This window comes from Paracoccus chinensis (assembly GCF_900102885.1).
Classification (GTDB): domain Bacteria; phylum Pseudomonadota; class Alphaproteobacteria; order Rhodobacterales; family Rhodobacteraceae; genus Paracoccus; species Paracoccus chinensis.
Map to the genome: position 1 here is coordinate 28,798 of NZ_FNGE01000006.1, position 22,503 is coordinate 51,300.

Consider the following 22,503-nt stretch of genomic DNA (forward strand, 5'->3'; position numbering starts at 1 on the left):
TTCTTCACCTCACCCCACCACCGCCCCCACCCCCAGCGCCCCCGCCAGCGCCTTCAGCCGCGACTCGGCGACCTCGCCCATCAGGTCGCGGCCGGCCTTGGTGAGGCTCAGGGTCAGCGTGCCCGCCTCGCGGTCCAGGGTCAGGGTGCCCGCCTCGTTCGGGTCCCCGATGGCGAACATGGCGCCGAAGCGCATAGCGCGGCCCAGGATCTCGGCGTCGCGGATCTCCTCCTCGGACAGCAGCTTCAGCAGCGGCGTGATCAGGGGCGAGGCCGCGCGGCCGTTCTTGTAGCGGTGCAGCAGCGCCAGCCCCAGGAACACCCGCTCGGGGTGGGACAGCGCCGCCAGATTCGAGCGCGTGACGTTGTCGAAGCAGGCCTCGGCGCGGTAATCGGGATGGGCGCGCCAGCTGGTGTCATGCAGCAGGCAGGCCGCGCGGATCAGCCGCTCGCGCCTTGGCGAGACGCCCGGGAAAACCGGCGCCAGGAACTGGTGCAGCTTCTTCCCCGTCCCCGGCATCCGCGCCATCTGGCGCTCCATGAAGCGCGCGGCCTCGATCAGAGGGTCCCGCTTGCGGATGCTGTCGGACATCTGCTCGTAAAGCAGTCCCTCGCGGATGCCATAGGAGCTGACGGCGATTTCCTGCGGCTCGAAGGTCAGCACGAGCTGGCGCAGCACCTGCACGGCCAGCGGGACCAGCTCGAGCCGGCCCGAGGAGATGCCGGTCCGCGACTTGAGATCCGACAGGTTCTCGTTCCCGATCCACTTGACCGTCGCCAGCACGTCATCGGGGGTCATGCGGTATTCGTGCAGCACCGTCATCGGATAACCGCGGCGTTCCATGTCCAGCCGCGCGATGGCCCGCCAGGACCCGCCGACCAGATAGATGCGCTCGTGGTCGCGGCCGACCGCCTCGACCAGCCCTTCCATGATCTTCTCGATATGCCGCTTGAGGGCCTTGCCCTCGACCTGCTGCAGCCGGAAGGGCCCCAGCGGAGAGGTCGCGCGCCGCCCGATCTGGCCGCCCGCCACCTCGGCCAGCTCCATCGAGCTGCCGCCGATGTCGCAGACCAGACCCTTGGCGTCCGGCCAGCCCAGCAGGACGCCCTGGGCGGACAGCCGCGCTTCTTCCTCGCCGTCGATCACCATCAGCTTGAGGCCGGTCTGCCGCGCGACCGCGCGCTGGAAGGCCGGGCCGTCCTCGGCCTCGCGCACGGCGGCGGTGGCGACGCAGGTCAGCGCCTCGATCCCCATGCTGCGGGCCAGCGCGGCAAAGCGCTTGAGCGCCGCCATGCCGCGCTGCGCGCCCTCGGGGTTCAGCCGGCCGGTGTTCACCAGCCCCTGCCCCAGGCCTGCCATGACCTTCTCGTTGTAGAAATAGGCCGGGCTGCGGGCCGCGCCGTCGAAGACGACAAGCCGGATCGAGTTCGATCCGACGTCCACCACGCCCACCCTTGCCAGTTCGCGCATGGACCGCACGGGCAGGCCCTGCTTGCCAAAGGGGGAAACTTTCTGGCCGCTGGTCGTGGTCACGTTCATCGCTTGTCTTTCTGGCTGGCGGCGGACCCGGAGGGCTGCGCCGTGGTCAGGGTCACTCGCTGGCGTGGGTCAGCGCCGGCACGTCGCCCGCCCCTGCGGTCCCCCGCCCGGACAGCGACGGGTTTTCCATGAAGAAGCGGTGGCAGTTGAACAGGTCGTCACGATCTTCGGGAAGATGACGCAGATACCTGCCATCGGGTTGCAGGATCCAGCTCTGCGCCTCGTCGGCCATGTTGGCGGCCATGATTTGGCTGGTGATCTGCGCCTTGACCGTGTCGTTCAGGCATTCGACCAGCGTTTCCACCCGACGCGACAGGTTGCGGTCCATCCAGTCCGCCGAACTGATGAAGACGCGGGCCTTGCGCGAAGGGAGCCCGTGGCCATTGCCGAAGCAGACGATGCGGCTGTGTTCCAGAAAGCGCCCGACGATGGATTTCACGCGGATGTTGTCGGACAGCCCCGCGATGCCGGGGCGCAGCCCGCAGATGCCGCGCACGACCAGGTTGATCTTCACCCCGGCCGAGGAGGCCGCATAAAGCGCTTCGGTCACATCCGTTTCGACCAGGCTGTTCATCTTGGCCCAGATCTCGGCGGGACGGCCACGGCGGGCGAAATCGGCCTCGCGTGCGATCAGGTCCAGCAGGGTGGATTTCAGGTTGATGGGGCTGATGGCCAGGTTCTCCAGCCCCTCTGGCTGAACGTAGCCGGACAGGTAGTTGAAGACCTTGGCCGCGTCCCGCCCCAGGGCCGCATCGCAGGTGAACAGCGACAGGTCGGTGTACACGCGCGCGGTGATCGGGTGATAGTTGCCGGTGCCGAAATGGGTATAGGTGACCAGCCGGTCGCCCTCGCGTCGGACCACGGTGCTCATCTTGGCATGGGTCTTCAGCTGCATGAAGCCATAGCTGACATGCGCGCCCGCGCGTTCCAGCCGGCGGCTCTGCCGGATGTTCGCGGCCTCGTCGAAGCGCGCCTTCAGTTCCACCAGCGCCATGACCGACTTGCCGCTTTCGGCGGCCTCGCACAGCGCGTCTACGATGGGGCTGTCGCGGCTGGTGCGATACAGGGTCTGCTTGATCGCCACCACGTCGGGGTCCCGCGCCGCCTGGTTGAGGAAGCGGATGACCATGTCGAAGGTCTCGTAGGGATGATGCAGCAGCATGTCCTTCTGGCGGATCGCCGCGAACAGGTCGCCGTCGTGGTCCTGCACGCGCTCCGGCACGCGCGGCGTGAAGGACGGCCATTGCAGGTCGCGGCGGCTGTCCAGCACCAGCTCGCGCACATCGGCCATGCCCAGCAGGCCCTCGACCTCGACCATGGCGTCGGGGCCGACGCCCAGTTCCTGCATGATCATGCGGCGCAGCCGGTCGGGCGCGCCCGCGGTGATCTTCAGCCGCACGACCTCGCCCCGGCGGCGGCGCTTCAGCGCGGTCTCGAACTCGCGCACCAGGTCCTCGGCCTCGTCCTCAAGCTCAAGGTCGCTGTCGCGCAGCACGCGGAAGCCGCAGTGGCCAATGTCGCGGTATCCGGGGAACAGCGTCGGCAAGTGCATCAGCAGCAGGTCTTCCAGCCGCAGGAAGCGCTGCCCGCCCGGCAGGGCGATGAACCGCTTGAGCTGGGTGGGGATCGGCAGCAGCGCCTGCATCTGCCGCCCGTCCGTTTCCCGCGCCAGTTCCAGCGCCAGGCTGAAGCCGGTGTTGGGGATGAAGGGGAACGGGTGCGCGGGGTCGATGGCAAGCGGCGTGAGGACCGGGAACACCTGTTCCGCGAAATGCTGGCGCAGGAAGGCCGCCTCGGCCCGGGTGATGCGCGAGCGCGACAGGATCACGATCCCCGCCCGTTCCATCTCGCGCCTGAGCTTGTTCCAGACGGTCTGCTGCGCGCCCATCAGGCGGCGGGCGTCGGCGTTGATCAGCGTCAGCTGCTCGGCAGGCGGAAGGCCGTCGTCCGAAGGGGTGGAGTTCCCTTCGCGCACCAGCTCGCGCAGCCCCGCGACGCGGACGGTGTAGAATTCATCGAGGTTGGTGGCCGAGATCGACAGGAAGCGCAGCCGTTCCAGCAGCGGCACGCGCGGGTTCCGCGCCTCGTCCAGCACCCGCCAGTTGAAGGACAGCCAGCTGAGTTCCCGGTTGAAGAACCGGGCGGGCCCCGTCGGCGCGCCCTCGGGCAGGCTGCGCGCGGGCGGGAACGGGCACTTCAGGAAATCGGCCTGGGTCATGACAGGGTTGATGCCGCGATTCCCGAGGCCGTGCAACTCGTCCCAAGGCCCACGGCCCCGCGACGTCCCGGTCCGAAGGATTCATCCTGACGGAAAACCACTTCCAGGGTGCAGGGCCCGAGAAGCCCTGCCGTCAGCGGCGTCACCTCAGACGGCGCCCGCCCCAAGCCGGCCCAGCGCCGCCATCGCAAGGGGCCGCGTCACCGCCCGCCCCTCGGACAGCGCGTCGCGGTCGATCTCGGCCACCAGCTTGCGGGCAAGGCCGAGGTCGCGGTCCATGTGGCGCACCAGCGCCTCGATCACGCCCGGCCCCGGAGACAGCTGCCGGTCGGCAAACAGCTTGACCAGCACCGCCGTCAGCAGGTGCTCGTCGGGCGGTTCCAGCCGGACCAGCGCGGTCGAGGCCATGCGCGAGGCTAAGTCCGGCAGCGCCAACCCCCAGTCGCGCGGCGGCGTGCGCGCCGTGATCAGCAGCAGCGCGCCGCGCTCGGCGGAAAGGTTCCACAGGTGGAACAGCGCCAGCTCCGCGCCCGCTGCGCCGCCCGCGCGGTGCGCGTCCTCGATCACCAGGGCGCCGTCCGGCTGGACCAGCGTGTCGGCGATCTCGGGCCGCAGGGCCGAAGCGCGCATCCGCTGCGCGCCGTTCTCGGCCGCCCAGAAGGCCGCAAGATGGGACTTGCCCGAGGCCTCGGGACCCACCAGCAGCAGCCGGCCCTGCGGCCAGTCGCGCGGGCGGTCCAGCAGCGCCAGCGCCTCGGCATTGGCCGGCGCTGGCAGGAAGTCGGCGCGCGACAGCGCGGGCGGGGTGCGAAGGTCCAGCGTCAGTTGGCGCGCCACGGGTGTCAGCCCCTCCGGCCGTCTTCGATGATCTCGGCGGCGGTGCGGGGGGCGTTCCGCTCTTCGGGGTCCTGCGGATCGGTGCCGTCGGGGGTACGTCCGCCCCAGGTCCGCACCCGGGGATGGGAATGCCCGGTCCCCAGGGCAGGCGAGGCGTCGGGCCATTTCACCTCGACCTCGGCCATGGCGATCTGCGCGCCGTCCTCGGCGGCGGCCTCGACGGCGGCGATATGCGCCTCGTCACGGGCCGATTCGATGCGCGCCTCGCGCATGGCCTCGTCATGGGTGCGCTGCGCGGTGGCGACCCGGCGGGCGACGGTGCCGCGCGGCGCAAGCTCGACCAGCGTGGGCGTGGGAACGGGGGCGGGCGCCTCGGCCCCGGTGTAAAGGGGGCTGACCTTGTAGCGATCAACCGAGTAGCGCACGATCACCCCCACCGCCGCGCCCAGCGGCACCGCGACCAGCAGCCCGACGAAGCCGAACAGCGTGCCGAAGACGCTGAGCGCCAGCATCAGCCAGACCGGGTGCAGCCCGACCTGGCCACCCACGATCTTGGGCTGAAGATAGTTCCCTTCCAGCATCTGGCCGGCGACAAAGATCCCGGCGACGGCGATGATCTGCGCAGGCTCCCCCCAGAAAGAGAACAGCGCGACCCCGATCGAGATCACGCCGCCCACCAGCGTGCCGACATAGGGGATGAAGGACAGCGAGGCTGCCGACACGCCGATGACGATGCCGAAGGGCAGGCCGACCAGCGCCAGGCCGACCGAATAGAAGACGGCAAGGATCAGGATCACCACCGCCTGCCCCCGCACGAAGCCCGAGATGCTGTCGTCGATCTGGCGGGCCAGCCCCCGCAGCGTGTCAAGGTGCGGACGCGGCAGCAGCGCGTCGATGCGGCGCACCATCCGGTCCCAGTCGAGCAGCATGTAGAAGGCCACCACCGGCGCGATGACCAGCACCATGACAAAGCCGATCACGCCGTTGATCGACCCCATGACGGTGCCGACGATGGTGCCCATGCTGGCCGCGACCGTCGTGCGCGCCTGCTGCAGGGCGTTGTCCACGAAGCCCCCGTCCGGGAACAGTTGCGGATAGCGGCTTTGCACCACGGCCTGCAGGCGGTCGATCATGGCGGGTGTGGTTTCGACCAGTTGCGTGCCCTGACGGATCAGCAGCGGCACCAGCCAGACCAGCGCCGTCGTCAGGGCCAGGACGGCAAGCCCGGTGATCAGCACGACGGCCAGCACGCGGGACACGCCCGCGCGTTCCAGCCTGTCCACCACGGGATCAAGAAGATAGGCGATCGACATGCCCAGCAGGAAGGGCATGATCGCGCCCCCCAGCAGCCACAGGACCAGCACCAGGACCAGCGCCACCGCACCCCACCAGATGGCCTGCTTGCTGCCGGCAAACCGCATTGCGCATGCTCCGTTCAGGGTGTCGGGCGCTGATCGTCCCGGCCGGTTCTGCCGGTCCGCCTTCTGTTTGTCCCGCCCTGCCGCGCGGCGCAAGCGCCTCGGCGCGCGGGCGTTGCCCCCCGGGCGGCGATCCGGTAACCGGGCCGGGCAACTCGCCAAAGGTCACGCCCCATGCGTCTGTCGCGCTATTTCCTGCCCGTCCTCAAAGAAAATCCCTCCGAGGCGCAGATCGTCAGCCACCGGCTGATGCTGCGCGCGGGCATGATCAAGCAGCAGTCGGCGGGCATCTATTCCTGGCTGCCGCTGGGGCTGAAGGTCCTGCGCCGGGTCGAGCAGATCGTGCACGAGGAACAACAGCGCGCAGGCCATATCCCCGTCCTGATGCCGACGCTGCAATCGGCGGACCTGTGGCGCGAATCCGGCCGCTATGACGATTACGGCGAGGAGATGCTGCGCATCACCGACCGCCACAAGCGCGAGATGCTGTACGGCCCCACCAACGAGGAGATGATCACCGACATCTTCCGGGCCCATGTGAACAGCTACAAGGACCTGCCGCTGACGCTGTACCAGATCCAGTGGAAGTTCCGCGACGAGATCCGCCCCCGCTTCGGCGTGATGCGCGGGCGCGAGTTCCTGATGAAGGACGGCTACAACTTCGACCTGACCAAGGAAGACGCGCTGCACGCCTATAACCGGCACCTCGTCAGCTACCTGCGGACCTATGAACGCATGGGCCTGCAGGCGATCCCGATGCGGGCCGACAGCGGCCCCATCGGCGGCGAGAACACGCACGAGTTCCTTGTGCTGGCCGAGACGGGCGAATCCGAGGTCTTCTATGACAGCCAGATCACCGACCTGACCTTCGGCGACCGGCAGATCGACTATGACGACCACGCCGCTTGCGCCGCCGTGCTGGAGGAGTTCACGAGCCGCTACGCCCGCACCGACGAGACCCATGACGAGGCGGTCTTCGCCCAGGTCCCCGAGGAGCGCCGCAAGTCCGCGCGCGGGATCGAGGTCGGCCAGATCTTCTACTTCGGCACCAAGTATTCCGAACCGATGGGCGCCACCGTGGTCGGCCCCGACGGAAGCCGCACGCCCGTCCACATGGGCAGCCACGGCATCGGTGTTTCCCGCCTGTTGGGGGCGATCATCGAGGCGGGCCACGACGACAAGGGCATCATCTGGCCCGAGGGCGTGACCCCCTTCCATGTCGGGCTGGTGAACCTCAAGCAGGGCGACGCCTCGACCGACAGCGCCTGCGAGGCGCTGGAGCGGGAACTCTCGGCGCGCGGGCTCGAGGTCCTCTACGATGACCGCGACGAACGCGCGGGCGCCAAGTTCGCCACGATGGACCTGATCGGCCTGCCCTGGCGCATCACCGTCGGCCCGCGGGGCCTCGCCAACAACGTGGTGGAGCTGACCAACCGCCGCACGGGCGTGTCGGTCGAGCTTTCTGCCTCCGAGGCCGTTTCGCGCCTGGCCGACGTCTACGCCCCGGTGTTCGCGGCAGCCTACAAGCCGTGACCGGCCTGCTCCGCCTGATCCTGGCGCTGGGCTGCGCGGTCGCGCTGTCCCAGTTCCCGGCCTTCTCGGACCAGTATGTACAGAGGCTGGGGGGTCAGGCGGACGCCCTGCGGCAGGTGGCGGCCGAGTTCGACGCCAGCGCCGACCGTGCCGGGCTGACCCGACAGGCGGCGCTGGATCAGCTGGCCGGAACGCGGTTCCTCGATTCCCACGGGCAGGACATGGGCCGGGTCTTCACGCGCCTTTCGCGGATCGAGACCGACCTGGAGCTGCTGCGCGCCGCCTCGGCGCTGGAACGCATCGCCCTGCCCCACCGGATGCGCGACAGCGAGACGCTGGCCGCGACCTGGGGTGACTTCCGTTCTGCGGTGCCGCTGACAGCCTCCGGCTTCTGGGCCACGGGCATCGGCTTCCTGCTGGGATGGATGATCGGCGGGTTGCTGGGACGATTGTTCCGGCGCGGCGAACAGGACAGCTGGGCCTGACACCCGACGCGCGGCCTGGATGACGGCGGCGCCGTCAGGCCAGTTCGCCCTGCAGCGAGTTCGGGGCGCTGGCCCTGATCCTGACCTGCACGAGATCGCCCACCTGCGCATCGGGCGCATGGACAAAGACCGAATGCAGATAGTCCGACTTGCCGACAAGCTGACCCGGCAGACGGCCCGGCTTCTCGAACAGCACGCCCAGCGTCCGGCCCACCATCGAGTCCTGCGCGGCCTTCTGCTGGCGGTTCAACAGGGCCTGCAATTCCTGCAGGCGGGCGTCGGCCACGGAGTCGTCCACCATCGGACGGTCGAAGGCAGGGGTGCCGGGGCGCGGGGAATACTTGAAGCTGAAGGCGGTGCCGAAGCCCACCTGTTCCACCAGCCGCAGGGTGGCGGCGTGGTCCTCGTCCGTCTCGCCGGGGAAGCCCACGATGAAATCCGAGGTCAGCATGATGTCGGGACGCGCCGCGCGGATGCGGTCGATCAGCCGCAGGTACTGGTCCGCCGTATGCTTGCGGTTCATAGCCTTGAGGATGCGGTCGGACCCTGACTGCACCGGCAGGTGCAGGTAGGGCATCAGCTGCGGCACGTCCCGATGCGCCTCGATCAGGTCGTCGGCCATGTCGTTGGGATGGCTGGTGGTGTAGCGGATGCGGTCCAGCCCCTCGATCCCGGCAAGCGCCCGGATCAGCGTGCCGAAGCCCGCCATCCCCTCGCCATGCCAGCCGTTGACATTCTGGCCCAGCAGGGTGATCTCGCGCACGCCGCGCGCGACCAGATCGCGGGCTTCCGCCAGGATGCGCTCGGCGGGGCGGCTGACCTCGGTCCCGCGGGTATAGGGGACGACGCAGAAGGCGCAGAACTTGTCGCAGCCCTCCTGCACGGTCAGGAAGGCGGCAGGCGCGCGACGGGTCGCCGCGCGCTGCGGCAGGTGGTCGAACTTGTCCTCGGCCGGGAAGTCGGTGTCCACGGCGGGCGCCTCGCCCCGCGCCATGGCAGGCAGGCGGTGATAGGCCTGCGGGCCGACGACCAGGTCAACCAGCGGCATCCGGCGGATGATCTCATCCCCTTCGGCCTGGGCCACGCAGCCCGCGACGCCGATCTTCAGGTCCGGCCGCTCGGACTTGAGCGGCTTCAGCCGCCCGAGGTCGGAATACAGCTTCTCGGCCGCCTTTTCCCGGATGTGGCAGGTGTTCAGCAGCACCATGTCCGCATCCTCGGGCCGGTCCGTCTGGACATAGCCTTCCGCGCCCATGGCCTCGGCCATGCGCTGGCTGTCATAGACGTTCATCTGGCAGCCGTAGGTCTTGATGAACAGCCGCTTTGGGGTCTGGTCGGTCATGGCGCGCGCTTTCCGTGGAATCCGGCCCATATAGCGCCGCACCCGGGTCAAGGAAAGCGCGGGCGTCAGCCCTTGGTCTGCAGCTTCCCGGCTAGGAAATGCGCGGCCTTCCGCCACGCCTCGTCGTTGTCGCCCCGGAAGCTCAGCTCGGTATGCGTCACCAGCCTTTCGCCCTCAAGGTCCACGAGGCTGGCAAAGGCTTGGAGGATCAGGGTGCTGGCCTTCTGCACGACGATGAACAGGCCACGTTCCGCGCCCCGCTCGCGCAGCGCGGCGACAAGGCACTCGGTTGTCTCGCGCGGGCAGGCGGCAGAGATCTCCTCGCGGCTGACCAGCGTGCCGGACAGTTCGTCGGCAAGGATGCCCTCCATCAGCGCCAGGCGGCGGTCGTGGTCGGACTGCTGGTCGCGGGCCTCGCGCGAGGTGTCCAGCATCTTGACCGGCGCGATCGCCAGGTCCTGCGCCATGAGCGGCATGGGCAGCAGGGCCAGCGCCAGGACGAGTTTCCGCACGGCATCCTCCCCGGGATATGCCCGTGCAGGATGGGCCCGTGCACCCGCCTCGACAATCCGACCAATGTCCGAGGCTTGGCAGCCTGCCCGCGCCACCCTCCACATCGCCGCCGGGCGATTTGTTGAACCCGGCGGCGGCCCCGGATAGCCTTGCGCCAACCGCATTGGAGGCGATCATGGACGACAAGAGCTGGGCCGCGCGGGCCGAAACCGTTTCGATGTATGGCTTTACCGACATGCCCAGCGTCGGAAGCCGCGGCACGATCGTCCTGACGCATGGCCAGGGGCCCTATGTCTTCGACACCCAGAGGCGCAAATGGCTCGATTCGAACTCGGGGCTGTGGAACATGGTTGCGGGCTTCGACCATCCGGGCCTGATCGAGGCCGCCAAGGCGCAATACGACCGCTTTCCCGGCTATCACGCCTTCTTCGGGCGGATGTCGGACCAGACGGTGATGCTGAGCGAGAAGCTGGTCGAGGTCTCTCCCTTCCAGCGCGGCAAGGTGTTCTACACCAACTCGGGGTCGGAAGCGAACGACACCATGGTCAAGATGCTGTGGTTCCTGCACCGCGCCGAGGGCAAGCCGCAGCGCCGCAAGATCCTGACCCGCTGGAATGCCTATCACGGCGTCACCGCCGTGTCGGCCAGCATGACCGGCAAGCCCTATAACGAGGTCTTCGGCCTGCCGCTGGACGGCTTCATCCACCTGACCTGCCCGCATTTCTGGCGCTACGGGAACCCCGGCGAATCCGAGTCCGAGTTCGTGAGCCGCCTCGCCCGCGAGCTTGAGGACACGATCCAGCGCGAGGGCGCCGACACCATCGCGGGATTCTTCGCGGAACCCGTGCAGGGCGCGGGCGGGGTGATCCCTCCGGCGAAAGGCTATTTCCAGGCGATCCAGCCGATCCTTCAGCGCCACGGCATCCCGCTGATCGCGGACGAGGTCATCACCGGCTTCGGCCGCACCGGCAACACCTGGGGCTGCCAGACCTACGATTTCACGCCGGACGCGATCATCTCGTCGAAGAACCTCACCGCCGGTTTCTTCCCGATGGGCGCGGTGATCCTGGGGCCGGAACTCAGCGACCGTCTGGACGCAGCCATCACGCCTATCGAGGAATTCCCGCACGGCTTCACCGCCTCGGGGCACCCGGTCGGCTGCGCCATCGCGCTGAAGGCCATCGACGTGGTGATGAACGAGGGGCTGGCACAGAACGTCATCGACAAGGCCCCGCGGATGGAGGCCGGTCTGCGCGCCATCATGCAGCGCCACCAGAACATCGGAGAACTGCGCGGCGTCGGCTACATGTGGGCGCTGGAGGCGGTAAAGGACGCCGACACCAGGGAGCCCTTCCCCGGCCACCTTTCGGTCAGCGAGCGCATCGCCAACACCTGCACAGACCTCGGCCTGATCTGCCGCCCGCTGGGACAGTCCATCGTGCTCTGTCCGCCCTTCATCCTGACGGACGCGCAGATGGACGAGATGTTCGACAAGCTCGACGCCGCCCTGGCGCGTGTCTTCGACGGGTTGCGCGCCGAGGGTCAGGCCTGAGCGCCACATCCTGCAGGCAGGGGCAGCAGATTTTAGATGCGTTGACCGTAGGTTGCATGGCAGTTAGGTCAAGTCGCGTCTGACGCCATCAGGATCGTACAGCCTTGCCCCAGCCATCGACCGCCCTGCTGATCGCGGGCATGCACCGCAGCGGCACCTCGTTCCTTGGCGAAAGCTGTGGTGCACTCGGGTTTACCCTTCCGCGCGACGCGGGCGGCCCGGCCAGTGACAACCCGCGCGGCCATTTCGAGCCGCGCGCCGTGGTCGCGCTGAACGATGCGATCCTGTCCGAGCGAGGGGCCTTCTGGCTGCGGGTCGGCCCGCTGGACCTGCCCGCGCCCGACGCGGCGCTGCTGGCGCGCATGGACGCGGCGGTGGCCGAAAGCTTCGGCGACGCGTCGCGCATCATGGTCAAGGACCCCCGGCTGTCGCTGATGCTGCCCCTGTGGCGCGTCTGGCTGGAAGCGCGCGGCATCGAAGCGGCCGTATTGGTCGCCCTCCGCGACCCGCGCGAGGTCGCCCAGTCGCTGGCGCGCCGCAACGCCTTCGGCGCGGATGCGGCGATGCTGTCCTGGATCAACCACACGCTCGGCGCCATCGAGGGCTCCGAGGGGCTGCCGCGCCAGCTGGTCCTGTTCCCCGACTGGACCCGTGACCCTGTCCCCACCCTGGCGCGGATCGCGGGCCTGTTCCGGGACGTCCCGGCCGACGAGGCCGTGTCTTTGGTTGCGCAGGCCTTCCTGCCCGAGGCCGTGCATGGGCGGGGCGAGGCGGCGGCTTCCGAGCGGCCGGTCGAGCAACTGGCGCTGGACCTTTTTGCGTTTCTGGCCGGGGCCGCCAAGCGCGGCGAGGTTCCCGGCACGGCCGAGCTTGCCCCTTATCGCGACCGCCTTGCCGCGCTGTCCTGCGCCGCCCGCGCAGTCGAAGAGGCCCATGCCGGGCAGATCCTCTCTGCCCAGGCCGCGATCGTCGCGCTGGACCGGCGGCGAGCCCAACTGGAACGCGATGTCGCGGACCGGCTGGCCGATGCCGAGGCCATGGCCGAACGCGTCCGCGCAACCGAAGTCCAGCGGGACGACATCCGGGCGCGGTTGACCGAGCAGTTGCGCGCAACCGAAGCCCAGCGGGACCAGTTCGTGGCCGAACTGACCGAGCAGCTGCGCGCCACCGAGGCGCAGCGCGACGAAGGCATCGGCCTGCTGACCGAACAGCTGCAAGCCACCGAAGCCCAGCGCGACGAGGCCTTGGCCCGCCTGCGCAGCGTCGAGGCCCAGCAGGACGAGGCGCGCAACCGCGCCCTGACGTTGCAAGCCCGGCTTGCCGCCACCGAGGCGCAGCGGGACGAGATGACCGACCTCGCCGAAACGCGCTGGGCCACGATTGAGGAACTGCAGGACCACGCGGCGCAGTTGCAGGCGCATCTGCAGGCAACCGAGCAGACGCTGGCGGAAACCTCGGCCTGGCTCGAAAGGGAACGGAACACCGTCCTGAAGCCCATCTATCGCCGCCTTTACCGCCTTGGCGGTCGGTCCATGCGGCGCGTGCTGCCAGGGCGGCCCTCGAACGCCTCAAGCGCCGCCTGCCGGTGCCGGGGGGCATCCCGCGGGCACTGACCTTCTCGCCCGTGCAGGCGCAGCCGGCCGCCACGCGCGGCTATGCCTCGGTTCCGGGGCGCGAGGGCGACAAGCCCGACATCTTCGTGCTGTCGATCATCAACTGGGATTTCCGCATCCAGCGCCCCCAGCACCTCGCCACCCGCATGGCGGCGGAAGGGAACCGCGTCTTCTTCATCGAGATGGAGCAGAACCCGCGCGAGGGCACCGTCCGCGAGGTGGCTCCGGGCGTCCATGTGGTGCGGCTGCCGAACCGGGGGATGCGCGGCCTCCAATCCTATACCGGCGTGCCGACGCCCGCGCAGGCGCGCGCCTGGATCGACCATTTCCACGCCTTGGCGGATGCCGTCGCAGCCTCGCCAGTGTCCCATGTGGTGATCGAGCATCCCTATTGGTGGAACCTCGCGCGTCACCTGTCGCCCGAATACCAGATCACCTTCGACTGCATGGACGACATCGGCGGCTTTTCCAACACCGAGGCGCATGTGCTCGAGGCCGAGTTGGACATGATCGCGCGGGCCGACAAGATGGTCGTCAGCTCGCAGTATCTTCATGACAAGTTCGGCCCCATGCGCGACGTGGTGATGGTCCGCAACGGCACGGACGTCAGCCATTTCATCGACGACACCCAGACCCAGGCGCCCGGCTGGCTGGCCGGCAAGCTCAAGCCCGGCGCGATCCGCGTGGGCTATGTCGGCGCCATCGCCGAATGGTTCCACACCGACCTGCTGGAAGCCGTCGCCCGCACCAACCCGGACTTCGACATCCACCTGTGCGGGGCGGTCACGGCCGAGCCGCCGCTGCGGCTGGGGAACCTGCCCAACGTCACCCTGCACGGGGAAATCCCCTACGGCGACGTGCCGGCCTTCCACCGGCAGATGGACGTGCTGATCATCCCCTTCCAGCTTCTGCCGATCATCAAGGCCTGCGACCCGGTCAAGTTCTATGAATATTCGGCGGTGATGCGGCCGACGGTCTCGACCTCGCTGCCGGAACTCGACCGGGCGGGCGATCTGGTGTTCCGCGCCGACGACGCGGCCAGCTTCGCCGCACAGATCCGCCGCGCCGCACCCTTAGCGCGCGATGCCGGTTTCGGCCAGCGCCTGCGGCAGTATGCGCTGGACAACGCCTGGTCCTTCCGCGCCAGCGACATGCTGGCCGAGATGCGGCGCGAGCCGAAGCTGTCCGTGATCGTCCTGCATTACGGCGCGGACACCGACATGACGCTGGCCACGCTGCACGCCATGCTCGGGCGCGGCGAGATCTATCCGAATCTCGAGGTCGTGCTGGTGGACAACGGCTCGACCCCCGAGGTGCTGGCCATCCTGCGCGCCCGCGCGGCCCAGGACGACCGCATCGTGCTGGTCGAGAACGGCGAGAACCTGGGCTTCGCCCGCGGCAACAACCGCGGCATCGAGGCCGCGACGGGCGAGTTCATCCTGCTTCTGAACAACGACACCTTCCTCGCCCCCGGCGCGCTTCTGGCGATGGTCCGCCACCTGCAGCGCAACCCCGAGATTGGCATCGTCGGCCCCATGACCAACAACATCGGCAACGAGGCACGGATCGAGATCGCCTATGCCGACATGGAGGACATGGTCCGCGCCGCCCGCGACCTCGCGACCGGCCACCGGGGCCAATGGACCCCTATCCCCGTGTGCGCCTATTTCTGCGCCATGTTCCGCCGCGCCGACCTGGACCGGCTGGGGCACCTGCCGGAAATCTACGGCCGCGGCATGTTCGAGGACGACGACCACTGCGCCACCTTCCGCCAGGCGGGGCTGGTGACCGCGCTGGCCGAGGACGCCTTCTGCCACCACCACCTGTCGGCCAGCTTCGACGCGCTTCCCTCGGGCGAAAAGCAGCAGCTGTTCGAAAGGAACCGCGCGCTCTTCGAGGATCGCTGGGGCAAGTGGGTGCCGCACCGTTACCGGGACGCCCGTCCTCCGGCCAGCCTGCCTGGCGCGCGCTGAGCCGACCCCTTCCTTCCGACAGCCGAAAGTCCCGCGATGCGCACCGTCATTCTTCACTACCATATCTACAAGAACGCGGGCACGTCCTTCGACCATGTCCTGACGCACAACTTCGGCGGCCGGCACGAACTGTTCGACGGTCCCTTTTCCTTCTTCACCATTGACCAGGACCAACTGGACCGGATCATCATGCGCCGCCCCCAGGCGGTTGCCTTCTCGTCCCACCAGATCGTCCTGCCGGCGCCCAGTTCGCTCGACTATCGCGCGCTGGCCGCGATCTTCGTGCGCAATCCCTTCCTGCGCATCGCCTCGATCTACCGCTTCAAGCGCGGGCCCGAGCGCCCGGACGGCACACCGCTGGGGGCCCTGTCTCCCGAGGACCTGCAGGCGGAACTGGCGCGCCGGGCCCTCGAGGCCCAGCGTGCGGCAAACCCCGAAGCCGGACCGGATCTGCCGCCCCCCGATCCCCTGCCCGTGCCCGAGTTCGACACGAGCTCGACGGCCCAGGCTGCCCGCAAGCATGACATGGCGGGGTGGATCGACCATTGCCTGAACTCGCGGACAGAGGTTGTCCATGTCTCGAACGCGCAGACCCGCTTCTTCGCCTCGCCCTACCGGACGCGCCCGCTCCACAAGCGCAGCGCCGAGGGCCTCGTTTATGACATCGCCACGGCGCTCAGGACGCTGACAGGCGTCGAGCTGCTGGGCCGGACCGAACATTTCGAGGCGGATGTCGCCCGCTTCGGCGACATCCTGGCTCCGTACGGCCTGACGCTGAACCTGCCCGAGGACACCCGCCACAACGTCACCCATGCCGGGACCGACAGCACGGCCGAACGGGTCGAGGCGATGCTGTCCTCGCTGTCCCCCGACCTGCGCGACCGGCTGATCCGCGCCAATCGGCAGGACAGCGCCCTTTACGACCGTGCCTGCGCGCTGATCGACCGGGACCACCGGATATGACGAAGAAGGTCCTCTGCACGGTCGGCACCCGGCCCGAGGCGATCAAGATGGCCCCGGTCATCCGGGCGCTGCAGGCCGACCCCGATTTCGACTGCCGGGTGCTGGCCACGGCGCAGCACCGCCAGATGCTGGACCAGGTGCTTCAGGTCTTCGGGATCACCCCCGATATCGACCTCGACATCATGCAGCCGGGCCAGACCCTGACCGGGCTGACCGGCCGTCTGCTGATCCGGCTCGAAGAGGTGCTGGCGGCCGAGCGTCCCGACGCGATCCTCGCGCAAGGCGATACGACGACCGTGCTGGCCACCGCGCTTGCGTCCTTCTACGACCGCATCCTCTTCGGCCATGTCGAGGCGGGCCTGCGCACCGGCGACATCGCGAACCCCTTCCCCGAAGAGATGAACCGTGTTGTCGCCAGCCACCTGACCCGCTGGCATTTCGCACCCACCCGCTTTGCCGCCGACAAGCTGCTGGCCGAGGGCTATCCGGCGGCGGCCGTTCATGTGACCGGCAACACGGTGATCGACGCGCTGCATCACGTCGCGGCGACTGACCCCCAGACGGGCCTGAACCTCGACCCGTCGAAGCGCCTGATCCTGGTGACGCTGCACCGGCGCGAGAACTTCGGCGAGCCCCTGCTGCGCATCTGCGATGCGCTGGCGCGGCTGGTCGCGGAGAACCCGGACGTGCAGATGGTGCTGCCGGTCCACCACAACCCAAACGTCCGCGGCATCGTGCGCGAGCGTTTCGGCGCCCTGGATCGCGTCATCCTGTGCGAGCCGCTGGACTACACCGCCTTTGTCGCGGCGATGAAGGCCTCGACCCTGATCCTGTCGGACTCGGGCGGCGTGCAGGAGGAAGCCCCTGCCCTTGGCAAGCCCGTGCTGGTGCTGCGCGAAACGACCGAGCGTCCGGAGGCCGTCGAGGCCGGGGTGACAAAGCTTGTCGGCACGCGGTCCGAGCCGATCCGCGCCGCCGCGCAGGAACTGCTGGACGACCCTGCCGCCTATGCCGCGATGGCCCGCTGCGAGTCGCCCTATGGCGACGGCAAGGCCGCCGCCCGCATCGTCGAGACCCTGCGCCGCGATCTGCTGTAAGCCCGCGAGGCCTCGGGGCCGTTCAGGAGATGATCGCCCGTGCAGGCGGCACTCCAAGGCGGCCTTGTCCTTGCCAGAGCCAGGGGACGTCACGGTCTGGTAGGAAACAACGCAGCCCAAGGCGGTCCCGCGCGACGCCGTGCACGTGGGGGTTATAACGGACCTGCGGGGTCATCCGCACTCCGGCTTGTTCACGGCCCATCGTGCCTCTAGGTCAGGGTTGCTCTCTTTCCGCCTCCCTCTCCTTTGTCTCGGCACCGCCGCCTTTCGGCTCGGCAGGGTCACCCTTTGCCTTTGCGCCCACCGCGCCGGGCCTCTCCTCCGCCGCGCCTGCTCCCTCGCCAGAAAACCTGCGGGTTTCGTTCAGACCCCATGCGCGCCGCACGGCGGGCGAGATCCACAGCCGCGCGCCCACTGCCGTCTCGTCACTGATCCAGCGCATCTGCCCCTTGCGCAGCCAGCCCGCCATCGCGCCGCTGCGGGCAAGACGGGACTGGTCCAGCAGCAGGCAGTCCCTCCCCGTGCCCTCGGGCGCGCGCGCGGCGAGGATGACGATGGCGCCCTCGGTACAGGCCTGCGCGACCCGATCGGCTGCACCCTTGCCAGAAAGATGCACGATCCTGAACTCGCCAAGGCTTGCCTGACGGCCACCCTTCTCGCCCTCCCAGCCGGGACGAGCCGCGGCCTCCTCGGCGGTGGCAAGATCACCATCGGCACGCAGCCAGCTGTCGGCGATGAAGGCCCCGGCTGGCTTCGACAACACCCGGCCGGCCGGCGTCATCAGCCCCACGGCCGTGCCGTCCCCGGCGATCAGCAGGTGGGGACGCTCGGTCCCTAGCCATAGCAGCGCCCCCCCCAGGACCATCAGCCCGGCCAGCGCGGCGATAACACGCGATAGCCGCCCCCGCGCGCCATGCAGCGCCAGCAGCGCGATCGTGGCTCCGGTTCCGCCCAGTGGTACCGCCGCCCAGTGGGGCGCCGTCACCGTGACGACCGCCCCGCCCCAGCCGGTCACCAGTTCGGCCACATGCAGCATCCAGCGAGTGCCCAGCCCCATCAGCCACAGCGCGGGACCGGCCAGCCCCACCGGCGCCAGCAGGGCGGCGAAGACCCCGGCAGGCATCACGACCGCGCCCATCACCGGCACGACCAGCAGGTTCGCCACCATCCCGTATTGGGCCGAGCGGTTGAAATAGGCGGCTGCCAACGGAGAGGTCGCCAGCGCCGCGATCAGGGACGAGATCACCAGCAGCGCTGCCCCTCTCAGGACCCAAGGCAGCAGCTGCGCCCTGCGCGACCAGGCGGGGAACAGCAGTATCAGTGCAGCGGTCGCGGCAAAGCTCATCTGGAATCCGGGCGTCACCAGCGCCTCGGGCGCGACCAGCAGGATCACCAGCGCGGCGAGCGCCACCGTCCGCAGCGAGATCGCGCGGCGGTCGGCCAGCACGGCTGCCAGCATCACGGCGACCATCAGCCAGGCGCGCTCGGTCGGCACGCCCCCGCCCGAGAGCCACAGGTAGACGGTCGCCACCACCAGCGCGACCAGCGCCGCGAGCTTGTGGACCGGCCTGCCCACCAGCAGCCCGGCCGCCTGCACGCCCGCCAGCGCCAGCCTGAGGGCGGCATAGACGAAGCCTGCAAGCATGCTCATGTGCAGGCCCGAGATCGAGACGATGTGGTACAGGTTCGAATCCCGCATCAGCTGGTTCGTGGACTCGGCAATGCCCGAGCGGTCGCCCGTCATCAGGGCCGAGGCGACCGCGCCTTCCTGCCCGCCGATCCCGCGCTGCATGGCGGCCGAGAGCGCCAGCCGCACGGCGGTCGCATCAAGGCGGCGCGGAGGCGCTGGCTCGACGGTCAGGATGGGGGTGCGCGTATAGCCGACCGCGCCCAGCCCCTCGAAAAAGGCCGCGCGGCGGAAGTCGAAGCCGTAAGGCTCGGCCGGGCCGGGCGGCGGGCCGAGATGACCGGTCAGCATGACCCGGCTGCCCACCTGCGGAAGCGGGATGTCGCCGGTCAGGGACAGCCGCACGCGCCGGGGCGTGCGCGCGGGGGCAGTGTCGCGCAACGTCACGCGGTCCAGCATCACCCGCATCCGGTCGCGGGCGGAACGGTCGATTTCCACCACGCGGCCCTCGACCGGCCCGTAATAGCGGTAATCCATCACCGGCGCTGCCACGAGATGCAGCCGCAGACCTGCCGCGAGAAACCCCGCCAGCGCCAGCGCCACGCCGAGACTGCCCAGCCGCAGCAGGTCGGCCCGGTCCCAGTCGAGCCGCCCCGCGATCGCCCCGCGCGGCGCAAGCCATGCCAGCCCCGCTGCCGCCAGCATCCCGGCCAAGGCCAGCCCGTAATGCGGCAGGCCCGGCTCGAACCGCAGAAGGAACCAGCCGCCGATTCCCAGCGCGACCAGCACCGGCGCCCAGATCAGCAGGCCCGCGCGCGTCACCCGTTCGGCCGTGGGCAGCGTGCGCGAGGTCCCACGCGCCATCAGCGCCGCAACCAGTGTGCGCAGCCCCGCGCGCAGCCGGCCGTCCGAAGGTGCCGCGTCGGTCGCCGTCAACCTTGTCCTTCCCCGCAATCGTCGCGTATCCCTGCCGCGACCCTACCCTCGCGGTCCTTTCCGAAAGGTTAACGACCGCCCGACCGACCGCATCAGGACGCGCCCATGCCCCAATCCCCCGTCGTCACCCGCTTTGCGCCCTCGCCCACGGGCTATCTGCACATCGGGGGGGCGCGCACGGCCCTGTTCAACTGGCTTTATGCGCGCGGCCGCGGCGGCAGGTTCCTGCTGCGGATCGAGGACACGGACCGCGCGCGATCGACGCCCGAGGCGACGCAGGCGATCCTGGAAGGGCTGACCTGGCTCGGCCTCGACTGGGACGGCGAGCCGGTCAGCCAGTTCGCCCGCGCTGAACGTCATGCCGAGGTCGCGCGCCAGATGATGGCGGCAGGCACGGCCTACCCCTGCTACACCACGCCGGCCGAGATCGAGGCCTGGCGGGCCGAGAACCCGAACCAGCCCTTCGTCAGCCCCTGGCGGGATGCGGACCCTTCGACCCGGCCGGACGCACCCCACGCGATCCGCCTACGGGCACCGCGCGAGGGCGTGACGGTCATCCATGACGCGGTGCAGGGGGACGTGACTTTCCGCAACGACCAGCTGGACGACATGGTGCTGCTGCGCTCGGACGGGACGCCGACCTACATGCACGCGGTGGTGGTGGATGACCACGACATGGGTGTCACGCATATCATCCGGGGCGACGATCACCTGACGAACGCGGCACGGCAGGCGCAGGTCTATGCGGCGAACGGCTGGGACCTGCCGGTCTTCGCGCATATCCCGCTGATCCACGGCACCGACGGCAAGAAGCTGTCCAAGCGCCACGGCGCGGTCGGCCTGCACGAATATGCGGCGCTCGGCTATCCGGCGGCGGCCATGCGGAACTATCTCGCCCGGCTGGGGTGGAGCCATGGCGACGACGAGCTGTTCGACGACGCGCAGGCGCTGGAGTGGTTCGACCTGGACGGCATCGGCAAGGCGCCCGCGCGGCTCGACTTCAAGAAGCTGGAGCATGTCTCGGGCCACCATGTCGCCGCCATGGCTGACGAGGCGCTGCTGAAGGAACTGGCGGACTTCCTTGAGGCCACCGCCCAGCCCGCCCTGACGCCGCTGCAGCTGCAGCGCCTGACGCCAGCGCTGGGCGTGCTGAAGCAGAAGGCCCGCACCCTGCCGCAACTGCTTGAGCAGGCGCGTTTTGCCCTGATCGACCGCCCCGTCCAGGCGGACGACAAGGCGCGCGCGGCGCTTGATCCGGTATCCGTTGGTATACTCAATCATTTGACCGCTGCGCTGCAGAATGCTAACTGGGCGCGAGACGATCTGGAGGCGGCGGCCCAGCGCATTGCCGAGTCGCACGGCGTCGGACTGGGCAAGATCGCAGCCCCCTTGCGGGCCGCGCTGGCCGGCCGGACCACGACCCCCAGCGTATTCGACATGATGCTGGCCCTGGGCCGCGACGAAACGCTCGCCCGCCTGGCAGACGCCACGGCGTGAGAGACCCCGATCTTATCGGCCCGGTTCGGGCCTCTGGCAGAAGGACTGTGTGATGGCCGAAGCGAAGACTGCCCGGATCATCGTTAACGACAAGGAACTCGACCTGCCGATCCTCAGCCCGACCGTGGGGCCGGATTGCGTCGACATCCGCAAGCTCTACGGCCAGGCGGACGTGTTCACCTTCGACCCCGGCTTTACCTCGACCGCATCCTGCGCCAGCGCCATCACCTATATCGACGGCGACAAGGGCGAGCTGTGGTATCGCGGCTATCCGATCGAACAGCTGGCCCAGCACGGCCACCATCTCGAGGTCGCCTATCTGCTGCTCTACGGCGAGCTGCCGAGCCCCAAGCAGATGGAAGACTTCGAGAACCGCGTCACGCGCCACACGATGGTGCATGAGCAGATGCACTATTTCTTCCGGGGCTTCCGCCGCGACAGCCACCCGATGGCGACCATGGTCGGCGTGGTCGGCGCGCTGTCGGCCTTCTACCACGACAGCCTCGACATCAACGATCCCTGGCACCGCGAGGTCGCCTCGATCCGCCTGATCGCCAAGCTGCCGACGATCGCGGCGATGGCCTACAAGTACTCGATCGGCCAGCCCTTCGTCTATCCGCGCAACGAGCTGGATTACGCGTCGAACTTCCTGCACATGTGCTTCTCGGTCCCGGCCGAGGAATACAAGGTTGATCCGGCGCTGGCCCGCGCGATGGACCGCATCATGATGCTGCACGCGGACCACGAGCAGAACGCCTCGACCTCGACCGTCCGCCTGGCCGGTTCCTCGGGCGCGAACCCGTTCGCCTGCATCGCGGCGGGCATCGCCTGTCTCTGGGGTCCGGCCCACGGCGGCGCCAACCAGGCCTGCCTTGAGATGCTGCAGGAAATCGGGTCGGTCGACCGCATCCCGGAATACATCAAGCGCGCCAAGGACAAGGACGACCCCTTCCGCCTGATGGGCTTCGGTCATCGCGTCTACAAGAACTTCGACCCGCGGGCGAAGATCATGAAGGAATCGGCCGACGAGGTTCTGGGCATCCTCGGGATCGAGGACAACCCGACCCTGCAGGTCGCCAAGGAACTCGAGCGGATCGCGCTGGAGGACGACTACTTCGTTCAGAAGAAGCTTTACCCGAACGTGGACTTCTATTCCGGCATCATCCTGTCGGCGATGGGCTTCCCCACCTCGATGTTCACGCCTATCTTCGCCCTCAGCCGCACCGTGGGCTGGATCAGCCAGTGGACCGAGATGCTGGGCGACCCGGACAGCAAGATCGGCCGTCCGCGCCAGTTGTATGTCGGCCAGGATCGCCGGGACTACGTGCCCGTCGCCAACCGCTGAGGCGGTCCTGCCCGG

Annotated in this window: 16 protein-coding genes; 9 read left to right on the forward strand and 7 right to left on the reverse strand. The window is 68.9% G+C overall.

What is annotated here, in order from left to right; translation table 11 throughout:
• Nucleotides 1-9: 9 nt before the first annotated feature.
• The 4 genes from BLQ03_RS07725 to BLQ03_RS07740 all read right to left on the reverse strand — a co-directional run bounded on the left by BLQ03_RS07725 (nt 10) and on the right by BLQ03_RS07740 (nt 6,015).
• The gene (locus BLQ03_RS07725; RefSeq protein WP_090754532.1) at nt 10-1,539 is read right to left on the reverse strand and encodes a Ppx/GppA family phosphatase; all 1,530 of its coding nucleotides are present in this window, start codon (nt 1,537-1,539) and stop codon (nt 10-12) included.
• Between the two features lie 52 nt (nt 1,540-1,591).
• Nucleotides 1,592-3,757, reverse strand: a complete 2,166-nt coding sequence (locus BLQ03_RS07730) for an RNA degradosome polyphosphate kinase (RefSeq protein ID WP_090754534.1) — start codon at nt 3,755-3,757, stop codon at nt 1,592-1,594.
• Between the two features lie 147 nt (nt 3,758-3,904).
• A complete protein-coding gene (locus BLQ03_RS07735) occupies nt 3,905-4,594 on the reverse strand; it encodes a P-loop NTPase family protein (protein ID WP_090754536.1) in 690 nt (229 codons plus the stop codon).
• A gap of 5 nt (nt 4,595-4,599) precedes the next feature.
• Nucleotides 4,600-6,015, reverse strand: coding sequence for an AI-2E family transporter (locus BLQ03_RS07740; RefSeq protein ID WP_090754538.1), 1,416 nt, complete (start codon nt 6,013-6,015; stop codon nt 4,600-4,602).
• Between the two features lie 171 nt (nt 6,016-6,186).
• Here BLQ03_RS07740 and proS point away from each other — a divergent pair, with 171 nt between their 5' ends.
• The gene (gene proS, locus BLQ03_RS07745) at nt 6,187-7,545 is read left to right on the forward strand and encodes a proline--tRNA ligase (protein ID WP_090754540.1); all 1,359 of its coding nucleotides are present in this window, start codon (nt 6,187-6,189) and stop codon (nt 7,543-7,545) included.
• A complete protein-coding gene (locus tag BLQ03_RS07750) occupies nt 7,542-8,030 on the forward strand; it encodes a DUF2937 family protein (protein ID WP_090754542.1) in 489 nt (162 codons plus the stop codon). The genes proS and BLQ03_RS07750 overlap by 4 nt, the downstream gene beginning before the upstream one ends.
• Nucleotides 8,031-8,064: 34 nt before the next feature.
• Here BLQ03_RS07750 and miaB read toward each other — a convergent pair whose 3' ends face one another.
• Both miaB and BLQ03_RS07760 read right to left on the reverse strand, forming a co-directional pair.
• Nucleotides 8,065-9,372 (reverse strand): tRNA (N6-isopentenyl adenosine(37)-C2)-methylthiotransferase MiaB, encoded by a 1,308-nt coding sequence (gene miaB, locus BLQ03_RS07755; RefSeq protein WP_090754544.1) that lies wholly within the window; start codon nt 9,370-9,372, stop codon nt 8,065-8,067.
• Between the two features lie 65 nt (nt 9,373-9,437).
• Complete coding sequence (locus tag BLQ03_RS07760; RefSeq protein WP_175558789.1) at nt 9,438-9,884, reverse strand: DUF2380 domain-containing protein; 447 nt, start codon at nt 9,882-9,884, stop codon at nt 9,438-9,440.
• A 176-nt stretch (nt 9,885-10,060) separates the two neighbouring features.
• Between BLQ03_RS07760 and BLQ03_RS07765 the strand changes: the two genes are divergently transcribed.
• From BLQ03_RS07765 to wecB, 5 genes are all read left to right on the forward strand, one after another.
• Nucleotides 10,061-11,437 (forward strand): aminotransferase class III-fold pyridoxal phosphate-dependent enzyme, encoded by a 1,377-nt coding sequence (locus BLQ03_RS07765; RefSeq protein ID WP_090754846.1) that lies wholly within the window; start codon nt 10,061-10,063, stop codon nt 11,435-11,437.
• Nucleotides 11,438-11,541: 104 nt separating this feature from the next.
• On the forward strand, nt 11,542-13,050 hold the full coding sequence (locus BLQ03_RS07770; protein ID WP_090754548.1) for a hypothetical protein: 1,509 nt from the start codon (nt 11,542-11,544) through the stop codon (nt 13,048-13,050).
• Entirely contained in the window at nt 13,023-15,023 is a 2,001-nt protein-coding gene (locus tag BLQ03_RS07775; RefSeq protein ID WP_090754549.1) for a glycosyltransferase, read from the forward strand. The genes BLQ03_RS07770 and BLQ03_RS07775 overlap by 28 nt, the downstream gene beginning before the upstream one ends.
• A 36-nt stretch (nt 15,024-15,059) precedes the next feature.
• The gene (locus BLQ03_RS07780; RefSeq protein WP_090754551.1) at nt 15,060-15,986 is read left to right on the forward strand and encodes a sulfotransferase family 2 domain-containing protein; all 927 of its coding nucleotides are present in this window, start codon (nt 15,060-15,062) and stop codon (nt 15,984-15,986) included.
• On the forward strand, nt 15,983-17,083 hold the full coding sequence (gene wecB, locus BLQ03_RS07785) for a non-hydrolyzing UDP-N-acetylglucosamine 2-epimerase (RefSeq protein ID WP_090754554.1): 1,101 nt from the start codon (nt 15,983-15,985) through the stop codon (nt 17,081-17,083). Before BLQ03_RS07780 ends, wecB begins: the two co-directional genes overlap by 4 nt.
• A 214-nt stretch (nt 17,084-17,297) precedes the next feature.
• On the opposite strand, the gene BLQ03_RS07790 is transcribed toward wecB, so the two are convergent.
• Nucleotides 17,298-19,646: a ComEC/Rec2 family competence protein gene (locus BLQ03_RS07790; RefSeq protein ID WP_245688738.1), complete on the reverse strand. Its 2,349-nt coding sequence runs from the start codon at nt 19,644-19,646 to the stop codon at nt 17,298-17,300.
• A 105-nt stretch (nt 19,647-19,751) separates the two neighbouring features.
• Here BLQ03_RS07790 and gltX point away from each other — a divergent pair, with 105 nt between their 5' ends.
• Entirely contained in the window at nt 19,752-21,143 is a 1,392-nt protein-coding gene (gene gltX / locus BLQ03_RS07795) for a glutamate--tRNA ligase (RefSeq protein WP_090754556.1), read from the forward strand.
• A 52-nt stretch (nt 21,144-21,195) separates the two neighbouring features.
• Nucleotides 21,196-22,488 (forward strand): citrate synthase, encoded by a 1,293-nt coding sequence (gene gltA / locus BLQ03_RS07800; protein ID WP_090754559.1) that lies wholly within the window; start codon nt 21,196-21,198, stop codon nt 22,486-22,488.
• The last annotated feature ends 15 nt before the right edge of the window (nt 22,489-22,503 follow it).